The organism is Paracoccus methylovorus, from assembly GCF_016919705.1.
Classification (GTDB): Bacteria; Pseudomonadota; Alphaproteobacteria; order Rhodobacterales; family Rhodobacteraceae; genus Paracoccus; species Paracoccus methylovorus.
On record NZ_CP070371.1, the window covers coordinates 1062452 to 1079117 of the forward strand.

General features: G+C 60.2%; 14 protein-coding genes. 7 read left to right on the top strand and 7 right to left on the bottom strand.

Going from position 1 to position 16666, the window contains the following annotated elements:
* Positions 1–5: 5 nt before the first annotated feature.
* From JWJ88_RS18470 to JWJ88_RS18485, 4 genes are all read right to left on the bottom strand, one after another.
* Entirely contained in the window at positions 6–1175 is a 1170-nt protein-coding gene (locus tag JWJ88_RS18470) for an alpha-hydroxy acid oxidase (RefSeq protein WP_205295898.1), read from the bottom strand.
* A 97-nt stretch (positions 1176–1272) separates the two neighbouring features.
* Positions 1273–2133 (bottom strand): IclR family transcriptional regulator domain-containing protein, encoded by an 861-nt coding sequence (locus JWJ88_RS18475; protein WP_205295899.1) that lies wholly within the window; start codon positions 2131–2133, stop codon positions 1273–1275.
* A 109-nt stretch (positions 2134–2242) separates the two neighbouring features.
* Entirely contained in the window at positions 2243–4915 is a 2673-nt protein-coding gene (locus tag JWJ88_RS18480) for a 2-oxoglutarate dehydrogenase E1 component (protein WP_205295900.1), read from the bottom strand.
* A gap of 107 nt (positions 4916–5022) precedes the next feature.
* Positions 5023–5670 (bottom strand): RraA family protein, encoded by a 648-nt coding sequence (locus JWJ88_RS18485; RefSeq protein WP_205295901.1) that lies wholly within the window; start codon positions 5668–5670, stop codon positions 5023–5025.
* Positions 5671–5862: 192 nt separating this feature from the next.
* Here JWJ88_RS18485 and JWJ88_RS18490 point away from each other — a divergent pair, with 192 nt between their 5' ends.
* The 7 genes from JWJ88_RS18490 (at position 5863) to JWJ88_RS18520 (ending at position 13874) form a co-directional block, all read left to right on the top strand.
* Positions 5863–7086: a CoA transferase gene (locus tag JWJ88_RS18490; protein WP_205295902.1), complete on the top strand. Its 1224-nt coding sequence runs from the start codon at positions 5863–5865 to the stop codon at positions 7084–7086.
* A gap of 16 nt (positions 7087–7102) precedes the next feature.
* Complete coding sequence (locus tag JWJ88_RS18495; RefSeq protein ID WP_205295903.1) at positions 7103–8749, top strand: acyl-CoA dehydrogenase family protein; 1647 nt, start codon at positions 7103–7105, stop codon at positions 8747–8749.
* Between the two features lie 49 nt (positions 8750–8798).
* Positions 8799–9671, top strand: a complete 873-nt coding sequence (locus JWJ88_RS18500) for an isocitrate lyase/PEP mutase family protein (protein WP_205295904.1) — start codon at positions 8799–8801, stop codon at positions 9669–9671.
* 155 nt (positions 9672–9826) lie between these two features.
* A complete protein-coding gene (locus JWJ88_RS18505; protein ID WP_205295905.1) occupies positions 9827–10804 on the top strand; it encodes a sialic acid TRAP transporter substrate-binding protein SiaP in 978 nt (325 codons plus the stop codon).
* Positions 10805–10873: 69 nt separating this feature from the next.
* The gene (locus tag JWJ88_RS18510) at positions 10874–11461 is read left to right on the top strand and encodes a TRAP transporter small permease (protein ID WP_205295906.1); all 588 of its coding nucleotides are present in this window, start codon (positions 10874–10876) and stop codon (positions 11459–11461) included.
* A gap of 2 nt (positions 11462–11463) precedes the next feature.
* A complete protein-coding gene (locus JWJ88_RS18515; RefSeq protein ID WP_205295907.1) occupies positions 11464–12870 on the top strand; it encodes a TRAP transporter large permease in 1407 nt (468 codons plus the stop codon).
* Positions 12871–12956: 86 nt separating this feature from the next.
* Entirely contained in the window at positions 12957–13874 is a 918-nt protein-coding gene (locus JWJ88_RS18520) for an SMP-30/gluconolactonase/LRE family protein (RefSeq protein WP_205295908.1), read from the top strand.
* 60 nt (positions 13875–13934) lie between these two features.
* On the opposite strand, the gene JWJ88_RS18525 is transcribed toward JWJ88_RS18520, so the two are convergent.
* Genes JWJ88_RS18525 through JWJ88_RS18535 form a run of 3 tightly spaced genes read right to left on the bottom strand, consistent with a single transcriptional unit; the run spans position 13935 to position 16665 of the window.
* Positions 13935–14849 (bottom strand): SMP-30/gluconolactonase/LRE family protein, encoded by a 915-nt coding sequence (locus tag JWJ88_RS18525; protein WP_205295909.1) that lies wholly within the window; start codon positions 14847–14849, stop codon positions 13935–13937.
* A 21-nt stretch (positions 14850–14870) separates the two neighbouring features.
* Positions 14871–16169, bottom strand: coding sequence for a TRAP transporter large permease (locus JWJ88_RS18530; RefSeq protein WP_205295910.1), 1299 nt, complete (start codon positions 16167–16169; stop codon positions 14871–14873).
* Positions 16156–16665 (bottom strand): TRAP transporter small permease, encoded by a 510-nt coding sequence (locus tag JWJ88_RS18535; protein ID WP_205295911.1) that lies wholly within the window; start codon positions 16663–16665, stop codon positions 16156–16158. The genes JWJ88_RS18530 and JWJ88_RS18535 overlap by 14 nt, the downstream gene beginning before the upstream one ends.
* Position 16666: the final 1 nt, after the last annotated feature.

The window sequence follows — 16666 nt, forward strand, 5'->3', positions numbered from 1 at the left end:
TGCATTCAGCGATGGTTCAGCAGATCGGGCCGCAGTCCATCCAAATTCGCCACACCTGAGAAGGTCATCACGCGAGTCAATTCCTCCGACAAAAGCTCGAAGGCGCGAGCGGCCCCTGCCTCTCCTGCAGCGCCCACGCCAAAGAGGGTTGCCTTGCCGATCATCACGCCTCTGGCCCCGAGTGCGATGGCCTTGGCGATATCAGCGCCGCGCATGATGCCACTGTCCAGCAGCACCGTGGTACGCGCCCCGACACGGTCGGCGATCTGCGGCAGGATACGAACTGGCGCGATTGCTGCGTCCAGATTGCGCCCGCCGTGATTGGACACGATAATGCCGTCCACCCCGGCATTGACCGCCGCCTCGGCATCATCGGGATGCATCACACCCTTCAGGATCAGGGGACCTTTCCACAGCCTGCGGATATCGCGGATGTCATCCCAGGATACATTGTCCGAAAACGGCAGGTTGAATTTGCCCACTGCCGCCTTGCCTACCGGGACGCGCAACGCCTCAGGATAGTTTTCCGCGACCATCGCACCGGTCTTCAGCCAGCGGCGGAAGACGACATGGTAAAGCCAGCGTGGGTGTTGCAGGATATCAAGGATGTTGCGGCGCTGCAGCCGGAACGGGATGCTGAAACCGTTGCGGGTGTTATAGGGGCGAAAAGGCGCGGTCGGCGTATCGACTGTGACAATCAGGGCTTCATAGCCCGCGCTTTGCGCCCGCAGGATCAATTCCCGCGTCATGTCGCGTTGCGGCCAGACATAAAGTTGCAGCCACAGTCGGCCGTCCGAAACCTCGCGGATGCGCTCCATCGGGGTGATCGAACCAGTGGATAGCGCAAAGGGAATGCCCGCCTTGGCCGCCGCCTTGGCCGAGGCTATCTCGCCATCGTGCCACATCAGGCTGGCAAAGCCCGTCGGCGCGACAGCAAAGGGCGCCTTGCTGGCGTGACCGAAAAAATCGCAATCGATCGAGACTTGCGACACGTCACGAACCACGCGCGGCACAATGTTTATTTCGTCGAAGGCGGCCGAATTGTCGCGAAGCGCCAGATCGTCATCTGTGCCGCGCGCCACATATTCATAGATACCCCTCGGCAAATGACGCTTTGCCATTTCGCGCAAGTCGGAAAGCGCTAACGCCTTTCCGCGCAGCTTCTCCAGCTCCATCGCTGTCCCCTTCCTGATGTATTCGTTAAATGAATTATTAATTCAAAAATACATGAGAGATCAAAACTGTCAATCCGCGTTGCGTTCACGTGCGCCTTTAGTCGCTCGAATCGTCTTTATTTTTACGTCGTTTCACGGACCGGTGGGCGTCACCTTCGGCAACCGGGTCATTCAATCCGGAATCTTCGGCCAAGCGAAGGGCAATCGCCCGCGCCGTGCGTTGCAGAGGAGGCAATACCTGCATCACGATATGATCCGGCTCGCCGGCGCTGCGCAGCATCAGGCTGCTGAGACCGGCGACAACTCGGTCGCCGACAAGCACCGGCACCGCGATTGCCCAGATTTGCGAATGATAAATCTCGCTCAGATAGGACGGCTCGGCAGTGGCATAGCCCTGCTCGCGGATCTTGCCCAGCCGTTCATCAAGACCAACCAGCATCTCGGGGTTGCTGTCCCAGCGGCTGTCCGACCGTTTCAGCTCTGCAAGACGCAGGACCAGTTCCTCGCGTGGCAAATGGGCAAGATAGACAAGGCCGACACCCGTCGCCAGCACCGGAATGCGCGCGCCCAGCCGGCTGGAGATCGACATGCCGTGCTCTGAGCGGTTGGTATAGGCAATCGACATCGCCCCCTGCTCGTAAGTTGCAAGGTTCGATGGCCAGCCAATCTCGGTCCGCAGATCCTCGATCAACGGCGTGGCAAGCTGGACCAGCCGCGAGGTCGCAGCAAACCCCTTGCTCAGCGTCAGGGTCCGCGCCGTGACGCCGAACAGCGTGGACCGTTCAAGGCGATAAATATAGCCCGCCGAAACCAATGTTTCCAGAATGCGCACTACGGTCGGCTGCGGCAGTTTCACCTGCTTGGCAATGTCCATCGTCGCGATGGGGCCATGCTCGCTGACGACACGAAGAATCTGCAGGCCACGGACGATTGCCCGAACAGGTTCAAATGATGCCATCACACCTTCTCCATAATACGCTATATCCTGACCGACAGTATTGTCAGGATATAGCGCAAGTCGTTCAACTGGTGAATGGCTAAGTCAAGTGACGAAATCCGACATCCTTCTATACGGTTAATGCAGCCGCCAGCAGTTCCGCCTGCTCGCGTTCGTGACGTTCAACCGACCCACCCGCCGTGACTGGCAGCGCCGGACGTGCAAACACTGCCTTGGACGGCAGGGAAAGTCCCGCCTCTGCCAACGCGACGCTGACATAGGGCCAAGGCCCCTGATTTTGCGCCTCTTCCTGCAACCACACGACTTCCGAGTCTCGAAAATGGGCAAGGGCCGTCATGATTTCATCGACCGGCAGCGGATAAATCTGCTCGATCCGCATCAGAGCGATCGATTTTCCCTGTCCCATCTCTCGCCGGGCCTGCTCGGCGGCATGGAATATCTTGCCAGAACACAGCACCACGCGCCGGACCTGGGCCGGATCACCATATTCGGCGATGACAGGACGGAAAGCCGTGCCCTGCCCCATTTCATCCAGCGTCGATACCGCCGCTTTTGCGCGCAACAGAGATTTGGGCGCGATGACAAACAACGGTTTGCGCCACTCCGCGCGTATTTGGCGGCGCAGCAGGTGAAACAGATTGGCCGGTGTGCTGGGATTGGCGATAAGCATATTGCCCCCTGCGCAAAGCTGGGCCAGCCGTTCGATCCGGGCCGACGAATGGTCTGGCCCCTGCCCCTCCAGCCCATGCGGCAAAAGGACAACGAGCCCAGAACGCAGATGCCATTTTGCCTCGGCCGAGGAGATATACTGATCGACCACGACCTGCGCACCGTTCAGGAAATCTCCGAACTGCGCCTCCCACAGGGTAAGCTGGTTCGGGTCATGCAGGCTGTGACCATATTCATAGCCAAGAACCGCATATTCCGACAGCGGACTGTTGATGATCTCGAACGCCCCCCGTCGACTGACATCCAAGGGCAGGTTGATCTGCCCCGTCTGGCTGTCATGCACGGCCATGTGTCGCTGCGTAAAAGTTCCCCTAACCGCATCCTGCCCCGACAGACGCACGCGTGCGCCTTCATCGATCAGCGTTGCAAACGCCAGCGCCTCGGCGGTGGCAAAGGTGACGCCCTGCCCAGTGGTGAGGGTTTCCTGCCGCTGTTCGTAGAAGCGGCGCACCTTGGAGTTGACAGTCCAGGTTTCGGGAATGGCTGCGGTGGCCAACCCCACCTTGCGCAAATGCTCCACAGGAACGCCGGTCGGCACCGGTTCCAACAGATCGCCCTCACCCGCGGAACGCAGGGTGGCCCAGACCGGCGGCTGCACGGGTTCGTAATTAGGCGCCACCGCATCCGCCGTTTCGAATTCTGCCCGCAGCCGCGCGCGAAAGGTCTCAGAAACAGCCTCGATCCGGGGTTTGAGTGCCGGGAATCGTGTCAGCGCAAGTTTATGGAACTGGTCGCGCAGCGAGGGAAGCAGGTCGATCCTGCCCCACATGCCCGGCTGTGTAAAACGCGGTTCGTCCAGTTCATTGTGGCCATAGCGGCGATAACAGACCAGATCGACCAACACATCCTTGCCAAACCGCTGCCGCCACTCCAATGCCAACCTTGCGGCACGCATCACTGCAATCGGATCATCGCCATTGACATGCAGAACCGGGATACCTGCAGCCTTGCCCCCGTCGGTGCAATAGCGTGAACTGCGACCCTCGGAGGGCAGGGTGGTAAAACCGATCTGATTATTGACCACCAGATGCACCGCACCCCCGGATGTATAGCCGGCCAAGCCGCCCAGTTGCAGGATCTCTGCGGCCAAACCCTGCCCGGAAAATGCGGCGTCGGTGTGCATCAGCAGACACATGGCCGAACTCCGGTCGGCGCAATCACCGCCCGTCGCCCGCGCCAGCCCAAGCGCGACCGGGGCCACCACCAGAAGGTGTGATGGATGGGGCAGCAACATCAGGTCCATGGCGCCGCCATCGCCGTCAAGCCGCGCCCGGTAGCCAAGGTGATAAGGCACGTCGCCGGTAAATTCGGCACCTTCGGAAAGATCGCGACCCATCAGTTCGGCAGCCAGGGTGGCGGGACTTTTGCCCAAAGCCACGGCAAGCAGTGCCAGCCTGCCCCTGTGCATTCCCCCGACCACCATGTGCCCGATACCCACGGCCGGGCAGGACTGCAGGATCTGACGCACAAAGACCAACGCGCCTTCCGCACCTTCGCTGCCAAAGCGCTTCTTGGTGGGGAATTTGACCCGCATGAAAGATTCGAACTCATCCGCCAGGACAACGGATTCCAATGCGTCGGCAAAGATATCCTCGGACGGCTCTTCCAGCATGGTGGCTTCGAAGGCGGTGTGCCACCAGTCGCGCTCATCCTCGTCATCCAGATGCGCCACTTCCAGCGCGACAGGGCCGGAATAGATGTCACGAAAGCGGGATACAACCTCGCCTACCGTGAGGACGCAGGGTTTACCTCCCAGTACGATCTCTGTTTTTTGCCCGGCTATCTCGGCCAAAGCTTCGCGGACGCGGGCCAACTGCCGATCCTGCGGCACGGCGTCGGACAGCGGATCAAGGCGCGCTTCCAGATGGCCAAAGCGTCTGACGGTCGCCAGATAGCTTTCAACTTGCGCCCCCATGGTCGGCATCTGGGCGCGCGCGGGTTCCATTTCGGCAAAATATGCTGACCAATCGGCCGGAACGGACGTTCGATCCTGCAAGTATCTGGTATAAAGATTAAGGTAATAGGCGTTGTCACCGCCAATCGAGATGGTCATCAGGCTACTCTCCGGCGCCTGCCCGCCGATCCGGCACGGGACCGGATACGACAGCATGACATCGCCTTATGTGGATGTGTCAGAGGGTGCATTGGCAGGGGCACCGCTTAGTCTTCACGCGGTGCAAGCCAGACATCTTTCATCTGCAAGCCCGCGCGAATCGCCGTTTCATAGGCGTCGTCCCGGGCCGAGATCTTGCGGGCAAGCGCCAGCACCTCGTCCACCCGCTCGCGTGGCACGGCAACCACACCGGTATCATCGCCAAAGATCAGATCGCCGGGCCGGATGATGACACCCGAGATGGAAATTGGCGCTTGCGTGCTTTCTACGCCCACCCGCCCCTTGCCCGTCCGCATATAGGTGCCGCGGCTGAACATCGGATAATTCAGCGCCCGCGTACCGTCGATATCGCGGCAAACCCCGTCGATCACCGTGCCTGCAAATCGCTGAACGCTGCCAAACAGAGACAGGGTGTCACCCCAGACTGAAACATCGGTCCGGCCATCATTATCGATGGCAACCACCGCACCTTGCGGGATGTCGTCCATGAAATCGGCGAATCGGCCAAGCGCGGCCGGTGCCAAGGTATAGCGCGCGGTAAAGGCTGGGCCGCACATCCGGGTGCCGGGAACCTGTGTGCTCATTCCCTCCAATGTGCCGTGTATCCCGGCCAGATCCAGTGCATCCGATATGATCGCCGAGCTAAGTTCGGCGTATTCGTCCAATGTTTCCTGCGCGACCAGGTCCTGAACCATAGTGTCCTCCCTCGATTCCCGGGGCCGTTGCGGCCCTGTCGGTTCTGCATAATTATTCTCTTGATGAATATCAAATTCAATAATAATGTCCAGACGTCACTTACAGCGGCGATGCAGCCCGGTGACAAGCTGGCGTCGAAACCCCTTGGAGGAGGGGCCGAAGCACATGCAGCCTTAAGGGAGTGAAAAAGGGTGGTATCCTTTCCGGTTCTGACCGACATGCGCATCATCGAAGGCGCATCGTTTGTCGCCGCGCCATCCTGCGCGATGCATCTGGCCCAGTTGGGGGCCGAGGTGATCCGTATCGATCCGATCGGGGGCGGACCCGACTATTACCGCTGGCCACGATCATCCGGCGGCACGAGCTATTTCTGGGAGGGGATGAACAAGGGTAAAAAGTCAGTCGCTCTTGATCTCAAGAGGCCCGAGGGACGCGAACTGGCCATTGCGCTGATCACTGCGCCCGGCCCCGGAAGCGGCCTGTTTGTGACGAATTTTCCCGCAAACGGCTTTCTGGCCCACGAGCCGCTGGCGGCGCGGCGACCCGATCTGATCACACTGCGCGTCATGGGCCATGCCGATGGCCGGCCTGCGGTCGATTACACCATCAATCCAAAGGTCGGTTTTCCTTTGCTGACCGGCCCTGAAAGCCTTGAGGATCGGCCGGTCAACCATGTTCTACCCGCTTGGGACCTGCTGGCAGGCATGCATGCGGCATGCGCCCTGCTTGCGGCTGAACGGATGCGCCAGCAGACAGGCGAAGGGCAGGAACTGCGTCTGCCATTGTCCGATCTGGCGATGGCGACACTGGGTAATCTGGGCCAGATCGCCGAAGCGGTCGAAGGAGTTTCCCGCCCGCGCTATGGCAATGCGCTCTATGGCGCTTTTGGCCGCGACTTCACGACAGCGGACGGCAAGAGGATCATGCTGGTCGGGCTGACTGCCGGGCAATGGCGTTCCATGCTCCGCTGCCTCAACATCGGCCACGAGGTTGCGCGTATTGAGCATGAGTTGGATGTCTCGTTCGCTCATGACGAAGGCTTGCGGTTTCAGCATCGGCACAGTCTTTTTCCGGTGGTCGAGGCGGCCGTTGCCGCCCTGCCCTACGAAGCTTTGGCCGCGCGGCTCGAGGCCGAGGGTGTCTGTTGGTCACCCTATCGCAGCGTCACCGAAGCACTGGATCAGGATCCCGAACTTTCCGAGCGGAACCCGATCTTCGCCCCACTGACGCATCCCAGCGGTGCAACCTACCTGACACCCGGACTGCCGACCCAGTTCTGCTCGCTGCCGCGCGGACATCCTTCGCCTGCTCCCCGATTGGGACAGCATACCGGCGAAGTTCTTTCGACATTGCTTGGCCTGACGTCGGCTGAACTTGGCCATCTCCATGACCGCCGCATCGTCTTTCTCAACTGACGGAACCCTTAGACATATGTCCACCGACCTTACCCTTGATTATCCCGGCGCGGCGCAAGCTGCACAGCGTTTCGCCAAGACTGCCGGACAAGCAGTTACCGGGCGGTTGGCGCCGGGGGGCGTGTTATCGGGGGAAAGCGCCGACCGCGAACAACGCCTGCTTCACGGGCTTGCCTGGATCGCCACCACTGCCGAGGCGATCATACAGGCGGCTGTCGCAGTGCCGTCGCAAGGAATAACGCCGGTGGACGAGCTTGTCCTTAAAATCGGGATGGGAGAATACCTCCACCAACTGACCTCCGGTATACCAATAAGCCAGAGCGAGATTATCCGCCCGGAAGAACTGGGACTGGCCGAGGAAGCCGCTCTGTGCCGCAGCGACCGGGCGGTGGCAGATCTGCTGGCACATGGCAACACGGCTCAGAACCGGGCCAAACTGGCCGAGGCGCTGTTGCAGGGGGCGATGCCCACCCTGTCTGCCGGGGATGAGACACTGGATATGATCCGATCCGAATTCGCGCGCTTCACGGCCGCGCGGATCACCCCTCATGCGCATGGCTGGCATCTGCAAGACACCCTGCTGCCGCAAGAGGTGTTGGACGAAATGGCAGCCTTGGGAACCTTTGGCATTTGTATCGCACCGGAATACGGCGGGCTGGGGCTGGGCAAGGTTGCCATGTGTATCGTGACTGAGGAACTCAGCAAAGGCTGGATCGCGGCCGGATCCATCGGCACCCGGTCGGAGATCGCAGGTGAGTTGATCTCGATCGCGGGCACCCCAGAGCAAAAGGCGCGCTGGCTGCCGCCCATCGCCTCGGGCGAGGTGTTGCCCGCCGCGGTCTTTACCGAGCCTGACACGGGATCGGATCTGGCGCGGCTCAAGACCCGCGCCCTGCCCCAGCCGGACGGTTCGTGGCGAATACAGGGCAACAAGACCTGGATCACCCATGCCGCCCGGTCCGACCTGATGACGGTGTTGGCCCGCACGGACCCGGATTCGACGGGACACCGGGGGCTGTCGATGCTGCTTTTGCCGAAAACCCGTGGGACAGAGGCCGAACCTTTCCCAGACCCTTGGCTTGAAGGCGGCGACATCCCCGTTTTGGGTTATCGCGGAATGCGGGAATACGAACTGGCCTTTACCGATGCGCCGGTTGGTCGTGACAACCTGCTTGGGGGCACGGTGGGGGCCGGCTTCCGGCAGTTGATGGAAACATTCGAAGGCGCCCGTATCCAGACCGCGGCGCGTGCCCTGGGCGTTGGCTGGAGGGCCTGGGAACTGGGCATGACCTACGCGCAAGAGCGGCGCCAGTTCGGCCAGCCTTTGATCCGCTTTCCCCGGGTGGCCGACAAGCTGGTCATGATGCTGGTCGAACTGGTCATGACCCGCGCATTGACCCATCGCGCCGCACGACAAAAGGATCTTGGTCAACGATGCGACATCGAGGCAGGGATGGCCAAGCTTTTGGCAGCCCGCGTCGCTTGGGCCAACGCTGATTCCGCGCTGCAGATCCACGGCGGCAACGGCTATGCGCTGGAATACGAAATCAGCAGGGTTCTTTGCGACGCCCGTATCCTGAGCATCTTCGAGGGCGCAGCCGAAATTCAGGCGCATGTCATCGTGCGCGGCCTTGTGGCGCGCCATGCGGGGGGTAAGCCATGACCCCAGCCCCTCAAAAGCCATGCCCTTGTCCGCAAGAGGAGATCCAGAAATGACCCCGACACAGCGTTTTCGCCAACTCTTGCAACGCGAAGGCCATACCGATGCCGCGCCGGTATTCGATCCGCTTTCGGCGCGGGTCGCGGAAATGCGCGGCTGGGAGGTAATGAAGATCTCGGGTTCATTTGGCAAACTCGCCAATCTTGCGGTGCCGGATGAGCTGCCCCTGACCAACATGTCCGATCTGGTGGATGTGGCGCACAGGATCAACCGGGTCTGCGACCTGCCGCTGGTGGTGGATGCCGATGACGGCGGCGGCAACGCGTTGACCGTGCGCCGGACCGTGCGCGAATTGGAGGCGGCAGGCGTCGCCGCGATCGAGATCGAGGACAACGCCATTCCTCAATGCATAGGCCATGCCGCGCGGCGTCATTCACTGATGCTGTCGCAGGACGAACAGGTGGGCAAGCTGCGTGCGGCGGTGGCCGCGCGTCGGAACCCTGATACGGTGATCGTCGCCCGGACCTTCGCCCTGTCCGAGCTGCCACGCGATGAGGCTCTGGCCCGCATACGCGCCTATTCCGACACCGGAGCAGAGGCATTGATGATCGCTGAATTGCCCCGTGGCGCGCAAGATCTGGTCGAGGTGGCGCAGGCAACGCATCTGCCGCTTTTCGTGCTGGGGCTGCCCGAGCAATCTGCCAGAGATGCCAAGTTTATCCAGCAGGTGCGGCTCAAACTGCGGTTCCTTCCGCACATTCCGTTTCGGATGGCCCTGAAGGCACTGACCGAGGCCTATGACCATCTGAAAAATCAAGCCCCGCACGATGCAATGCTTTCGCGCGAGGCCGACGGGGAAACCATCGCAGAACTGTCGCGGGTGACCGAACATGCCGACTGGCAAAAGCGGTTTCTGAACGCGTGACAAACGAAGGACACAGTGAATTATGAGAATAATAATTGAAATCATAATTCATCTGTAGAATAGTTTTGTTGAGCCGTGTGGAGGAGATGCGGTCTCGGCGAAACATCGAAACAACGATGCGCCACAAACGACCGGCGCTAAAGGGGGGAAGAAAAATGCTTACACGTCGTCAGCTTGTCGGCGCGGTGATCGGCGCCGCGCTTTGCGTAACCGCGGCAACGGCCAATGCCCAGACCGTGATGAAATGGGCCCATATTTTCGAGGTTTCGGAGCCATTCCATACCGAGGCGGTATGGGCCGCCGAACAAATCGCCGAGCGCACCGAAGGCCGCTACAAGATCGAGGTCTATCCCGCTGCTCAACTTGGCAATGAGGTGAACCTTGACGAAGGGTTGACGCTGGGCACCGTCGATATCGTGATCTTGGCGAACGGCCTGGCGGCCAAGAAATACCCGCCTATCGGTGTCACCTATTATCCGTTTACCTTCCGCGATCCGGCGCATCTGCTGGCTTACACGAAAAGCCCGGCCTACAAAAAGCTGACCGAGGGCTATGCCGAAAAGGCCGGCCACCACATCCTGGCCACCGCCTATTACGGCACCCGTCATACCACCGCCAACAAAGCCATCACCCAATGCGGAGATCTGGCCGGCATGAAGATGCGGGTGCCCAGCATTCCCGCCTATCTGGCGATGCCCGCCGCCTGCGGCGCCAACACCACGCCCATCCCCTTTGCCGAGCTTTATCTGGCGCTTCAGAACGGCACGGTGGAAGCGCAGGAAAACCCCCTGACCTCGATCGAGGCGAAAAAGCTGGACGAGGTGCAAAGCCACATCGCCCTGACCGGCCATATTGTCGACCAGTTGAACATCATCGTTTCGAAAAGCGCATGGAACGATCTTTCCGAGGATGATCGCGCAATCTTCGCTGAGGTCATGCAAGAGGCGGCAGCGCGCGCCTCGCAGAAAACCAGCGACCGCGAAGCCGAACTGCTTGAAATCTTTCGCAACAAGGGGCTGACCATTGACGAAGTCGATCGGGCCAGCTTTGAGAGCGCGGTCATCGAAAAAACCAAGTTCGAAGACCTAGGCTATGACAAGGCCGACTGGGACGCGATCCACGCCGTCCAATGATCTCGGCGGGCCCGTGCACATGCGGGCCCTTTCCCTCTAGTAATGGTAATATCCAGCAGGAGCCTTGATATGGTATCCGCAACATCTTCCGCAACATCCGTTCCGGCCGGTTCCATCGACGAACTGGCCCAGGCATTCGAGGAAGACGCACCCGAGGTCGATCTGGGCCGATACGGCATTGAGGACTGGATGGCGCTAGCCGTTTTCTGGGGCATTGTCGGATTGGTCTTCCTGCAATTCTTCACGCGATACGCGCTCAACAACAGCGTGGCCTGGACCGAAGAGGTTGCGGTCGCCGCGCTGGTCGTCTTGGTGTTTCTTGGGTCGGCGATGTGCATTCGCCTGTCGCGTCATATTCAGGTGGATGTTCTTTACCATTATGTCCCGGCGTCGGTCGCCCGGTGGATATCGACCGGCGTGGACATCCTGCGTATCGCTGTTCTGGGATACTTCCTTTGGCTGATGTGGCGATACGTGTCGCTGGTGGCGGATGAGCGGATGGTTTCGGTCAACATCACCCGCCGCTGGATGCTGTATCCGGTGGTGGCCGCCTTTGGCTTCATGGTCCTGCGCTCGGCGCAGGTCGCGTGGCAGAACTGGCAGCGCGGCTATTCAGCGCTGGAACGGCCCGAAGCATTTGACGGGATGGGGGACTGATCATGTTTGTCCTTGTCGGAGGATTCCTGCTTTTGATGGTGTTGGGCTTGCCAGTCGCGCTGGCGATGGCGACATCGTCTCTCGCCTATATCCTGATCTACAATGTCGCCCCCGACCTGATCGCAGCGCAGCGGATGGTCGCCGGGGTCGAAAGCTTTCCCTTGTTGGCCGTCCCGTTCTTCATCCTGGCGGGTAATCTGATGAACTGCGCGGGGATTACCGGGCGGATCTATAATTTCGCGCTGGCGCTGGTCGGCTGGATGAAAGGCGGGCTGGGACAGGTGAACATCATCGGCTCGGTCGTGTTCTCGGGAATGTCGGGAACGGCGCTGGCAGATGCGGCCGGCATTGGCACCATCGAGATCAAGGCGATGAAGGATCACGGCTATCCGGTCGAGGCCGCGGTCGGCGTCACGGCCGCCTCGGCGACGCTGGGGCCGATATTTCCGCCCTCACTGCCTTTCGTCATCTATGGGATGATGGCCAACGTCTCGATCGGGGCGCTGTTCATGGCCGGCATTTTGCCCGGCATCGTCATGACGCTGCTGATGATGGGAACCGTAACCTATCTTGCCTGGCGCAACGGTTGGGGCGCGGATACGAAATTCGACTTGCGGCGTCTGGCCGAGGCAGGGCTGGAAGTGGTGGTGGTTTTCTGCTTTCCGCTGGCGGTCTATGTCCTGACCTCTATGGACGTTTCCACAAATATCGCCGTGCTCGGCTCTCTTGTCGTGCTTATCGCGCTGGATTGGCGGTTCGATTTTTCGGCAGTGATGGCGCTGATGACGCCGATGATCCTGATCGGCGGCATGACGCTGGGATGGTTCACCCCGACCGAGGCGGCGATGGCTGCCGTGTTGTGGTCGCTGTTTCTGGGCCTTGTGCGCTATCGCAGCATGACCATGCGGATGCTGGCCAAGGCCAGCTTCGACACCATCGAGACTACCGCATCGGTGCTGTTCATCGTCACCGCCGCCTCGATATTCGCATGGCTGCTGACGGTCAGTCAGGCCGCACATATGTTCTCGACGCTGATCCTTGGGCTGACGGACAACAAATGGGTCTTTCTGATTCTGGCCAATATCCTGATGCTGATCATCGGCTGCTTCCTCGACACGATCGCCGCGATCACCATTCTTGTTCCCCTGATGCTGCCGATTGCCGCCGCCTATGGCATCGACCCGGTTCATTTCGGGCTGATCATGGTGCTGAACCTGATGATCGGGCTGCTGCATCCGCCATTGGGAATGGTGCTGTTCGTCCTATCGCGGGTGGCAAAGCTATCGGTCGAGCGGACGACCATGGCGATCCTGCCTTGGCTGGTGCCGTTGCTGCTGGCGCTGCTGCTGATCACCTTCATCCCGCAGATCAGCCTGTGGCTACCGACCTATATCGGTCTGATGAACTAAGCTGGAAATGCAGACCGCCAGATGAACCGCTAACAGGCGTCGCCGGGCAAGGCGGCGCTTTCAACCAACAGTCCGCAGGCAAACATATGTTTCCACTTCCCGATATCATCACGGCCGAGGCGTTTGCCGAAGTGCCGAAGGCGTTGCATTGGACGGGTGAGCCGACGCCCTGGCTGGAAGGCCGCCCTTGGGGTAAGCCCGGCTCCTTTCTCGAAGGGCCGGGTTTTGGCCGTGACGGATTTCTCTACTGCGTCGATATTCCCTATGGCCGCATTTTTCGTATCGCACCTGACGGCACGTTCGAGCTGTTCGTCCAATACGACGGAGAGCCGAACGGCCTGCGCATCCATCGCGACGGCCGGATCTTTGTTGCGGATCATAAACGTGGGATCATGATCATCGACCCGATCAGCCGCATGGCCGAACCCTATGTGGAACAAGTCGAAGGCAAACGTCTGATCGGCCCCAACGATCTGGTCTTCACACCGAAAGGCGAGATCTATTTCACCGACATGGGAGATTCCGATCTGGACCGTCCCGACGGACGGCTTGTCCATATCGACACGCGAGGCAATGCTAGGATCGTGCTGGACAATCTGGCCGCACCGAACGGGCTGGCACTGAACGGTGCCGGAACGATGCTTTATCTGAACATGTTCCGCGAGAACGCCGTTTGGCAGATGCGCCTGCAACCCGACGGCGGTGTCAGTCGTGTCAGCCGGTTCCTGCAACTCTCGGGCGGACTTGGGCCGGATGGCCTGCTGACCGACAGCGCCGACAATCTTTTGGTCGTCCATGGTGGCCTTGGTTGCGTCTGGGTTTTCAGCCCGCTTGGAGAGCCGTTGCAGCGCGTGGTTTCGCCCCGAGGCAAGATGACGACGAATCTGGCCTTTGGCGTAACCGACCCGCATCAGATCTACATCACCGACTCGACCACCGGCACCATTCTGACTGCACGACTGCCCGTACCGGGTCGCCTGCCCTATTCGCACACAACGGAATGAAAAGAGCCCGCCGCGGCCATGCTGTGGCGGGTTCCATGACCATCGTTACGCTGCACAGGATCAGAAGCCCGAGAACATCGGCTTACCTGCATGCGGCATGTCGACCTTCAGGATCGCACCCTCTTCGCACTCGGTGATGAAGGCGGTTTTGCGACCAGGCCCGCCAAAGGCGACATTGGTTGTCTGCCGCCCTTTGGGGCTGTCGACACGCAAGATCGGCTCTCCTTGAGGGTTGAACAGCCACAATGCCCCCATGCCGATCTGGCAGACGGCAAGGTTGCCGGCCTCGTCCATGCTGATGCCGTCCGGGCCGCCCCCACCGGTCATCTGGATAAAGTTGCCAACCTTGGCCACCGATCCGTCATCGGAAAAGGGGACACGCCAAATCGCATTGGCGCGGGTAACGGCAAGATAAAGCACCCTTTCGTCAAGTGACAGGACAAGGCCGTTGGGGCTAGGCACATTGTCCAACAGGCAGTCGACCTGCCCGCTGGCGCTGACACGGAACACCCGGCCGGTCGGATCATGCAGGCCCGTCAGGCCCTGATCGGTAAAATACAGGTCGCCGTTCTGCGCGAAATATAGATCGTTCACGCCTTTCAGCCGCTCGATCTGGAACCGCTCAAGGAAGGGCGTCACCTCGCCCGTATCAGGGTCAAGGATCATGATCCCATGCTTGTGGTCTGCCACGAATATGCGCCCGTCGCGATGGATGCGCAGTCCGTTCGGCCAGCCGTCATAATCGGCCACCACCTTGAAGTTTCCGTTGGGATCAATGCGAAAAATCCGACCCCAGGGGATATCGACACAATAAAGGTTGCCTTCGCCATCGAACGAAGGGCCCTCCAGCACCGAATGATGCTGGCCCATGGCGGGCTGATGGCTGAACCATTCGCCGCCGCGTTCTTTTTTCCGCAGCTCGTCTGGCAGGCGGGCATAGACTTCGGCGGTGATCCGGGGGGGTGGTGCATACATATTTCTTCCTTTCCGCCGCGGTCAGCGTAGCGTGTTCGGCAGCCACAGCACGATCTGCGGGAACGCGTAGATCAGAAAGGCAAAGCCGATGATGATGAAGCAATAGGGCAAGGACGACCAGGCGATCGTTGCCAGCTTGGTGTCAGGTGCGATCGACTGGATCGCAAAAAGGTTCAGTCCGACGGGCGGATGAATCTGGCCCAGCTCGATATACAGGATGATCAGAATCCCCAGCCATACACCGTCAAAGCCCATCGCCATCATCGGGCCATAGATCAGCGGCACCGTGACCAGCATCATCGACAGCCCTTCCATGACCATGCCAAGGAAGATGTAGATCATCAGCAGGATGCAGAAGAACACGAAGGGACTAAGGTTCATGCCCTTGATAAAGGTCGCGATCCCATCGCCAAAACCTGTGACGACAATCCCGTATTGCAGGATCTGCGCGCAGATGGTGATGAACATGATAACCGCACTGGATGCCACCGCGTTCGAGAACGACACCTTAATCGCCTGCCAGCTCAGCCCGCCATAATACCACGCGATCAGTGCAGACAGCACCACACCCGCAGCCGACGCCTCGGTCGCGGTGAAGGCGCCGACATACATGCCGATGATGACACCGCCCACCAGCAGGATGATGGGCAGGGAATCGCGGATCAGGTTGCCACCGGTCTCGGACATCGCCTCGTCCTTGGATGGCACAAGGCTGGGATCCAGAACGGCGCGGATACCGATGTAGACGCAGAAGAACAGGGCGAGGACGACCCCCGGAACGATCCCTGCCATCAACAGGTCGATCACCGATTCATGGGTCATCGAGGCATAAACGATCATCGGGATGCTGGGCGGGATCAGGATGCCAAGGCTGCCACCCGCCGTCAGGGTGCCCATCGTCAGGCTGTCCTTGTAGCCGCGCTTGCGCATCTCGCCCACGGCGACCGAGCCGACCGTCATTGCGGTGGCAACCGATGAACCGCTGACCGCCGAAAACACTGCACAGCCGGCGATATTGGTCTGCGCCAGCCCACCTGGAATATGGCGGAACACCCGCGACAGGCCGGAATAGAACCGCGCGGCCACGCCACCCTGCAAGATGATCTCGCCCATCAGGATGAACAGGGGGATTGCGACCAGCGTAAAGTTGGTCGCGTTGTTCCAGACGATGTCGCCGATCGACTGCCAAAGCGAGGTTCCGAACATCATGGTGATGCCCGCCAACCCGGCAAGACCCATGGCGACGCCGATGTATACGCCCCCCGCCAGGCAGCCTATCAGCACACAGGAGTAAAGGATGACCAGTTCAGTCCACGACATTCTCTTCCTCCATGAGCATGCTCGTATTGCCCTGCCACAGCTCGCGCGACAGCGTGATGCCGCGCGCCAGCATCGCCACCGACAAAAGAGCCAGCGCCGGGGCCAGGATGGCTTGCGGATACATCAGAGGGGTTGCGGAATACCCCTCGGATACGGATCCGAACTCGACACTGGTGCGAAACAGCGACCAGACCTGCACTGTCAGCACGAGGCAGAATGCCGCCGAAATAAGCCCGACCAGCAGTTCAAATACCGCCCGTATGCGCAGCGGCATCAATGCAAGTCCCGCACCGATGCGCAGGAACCGCCCCCGCATCAGCGCGGGCACGAACGCCAGCACAGTCGCAATGGCGAACATATAGCCCGAGAACTCTTCGGATATCTTGGTCGAGGTCGAGAAAGCATATCTCATGAAAACCTCGACATTCATCAACACCACCATCAGCGCAACAAGGATGGATGACAGTGCGATTAATGTTTTTTCTGCGAATGACATT

Coding starts and splice junctions, on each gene's coding strand:
- JWJ88_RS18495 (WP_205295903.1), top strand. CDS start 7,103: ATGTCCACCGACCTTACCCTTGATTATCCCGGCGCGGCGCAAGCTGCA.
- JWJ88_RS18485 (WP_205295901.1), bottom strand. CDS start 5,670: ATGGTTCAGGACCTGGTCGCGCAGGAAACATTGGACGAATACGCCGAA.
- JWJ88_RS18510 (WP_205295906.1), top strand. CDS start 10,874: ATGGTATCCGCAACATCTTCCGCAACATCCGTTCCGGCCGGTTCCATC.
- JWJ88_RS18525 (WP_205295909.1), bottom strand. CDS start 14,849: ATGTATGCACCACCCCCCCGGATCACCGCCGAAGTCTATGCCCGCCTG.
- JWJ88_RS18480 (WP_205295900.1), bottom strand. CDS start 4,915: ATGACCATCTCGATTGGCGGTGACAACGCCTATTACCTTAATCTTTAT.
- JWJ88_RS18500 (WP_205295904.1), top strand. CDS start 8,799: ATGACCCCGACACAGCGTTTTCGCCAACTCTTGCAACGCGAAGGCCAT.
- JWJ88_RS18520 (WP_205295908.1), top strand. CDS start 12,957: ATGTTTCCACTTCCCGATATCATCACGGCCGAGGCGTTTGCCGAAGTG.
- JWJ88_RS18530 (WP_205295910.1), bottom strand. CDS start 16,169: ATGTCGTGGACTGAACTGGTCATCCTTTACTCCTGTGTGCTGATAGGC.
- JWJ88_RS18505 (WP_205295905.1), top strand. CDS start 9,827: ATGCTTACACGTCGTCAGCTTGTCGGCGCGGTGATCGGCGCCGCGCTT.
- JWJ88_RS18535 (WP_205295911.1), bottom strand. CDS start 16,665: ATGTCATTCGCAGAAAAAACATTAATCGCACTGTCATCCATCCTTGTT.
- JWJ88_RS18470 (WP_205295898.1), bottom strand. CDS start 1,175: ATGGAGCTGGAGAAGCTGCGCGGAAAGGCGTTAGCGCTTTCCGACTTG.
- JWJ88_RS18515 (WP_205295907.1), top strand. CDS start 11,464: ATGTTTGTCCTTGTCGGAGGATTCCTGCTTTTGATGGTGTTGGGCTTG.
- JWJ88_RS18475 (WP_205295899.1), bottom strand. CDS start 2,133: ATGGCATCATTTGAACCTGTTCGGGCAATCGTCCGTGGCCTGCAGATT.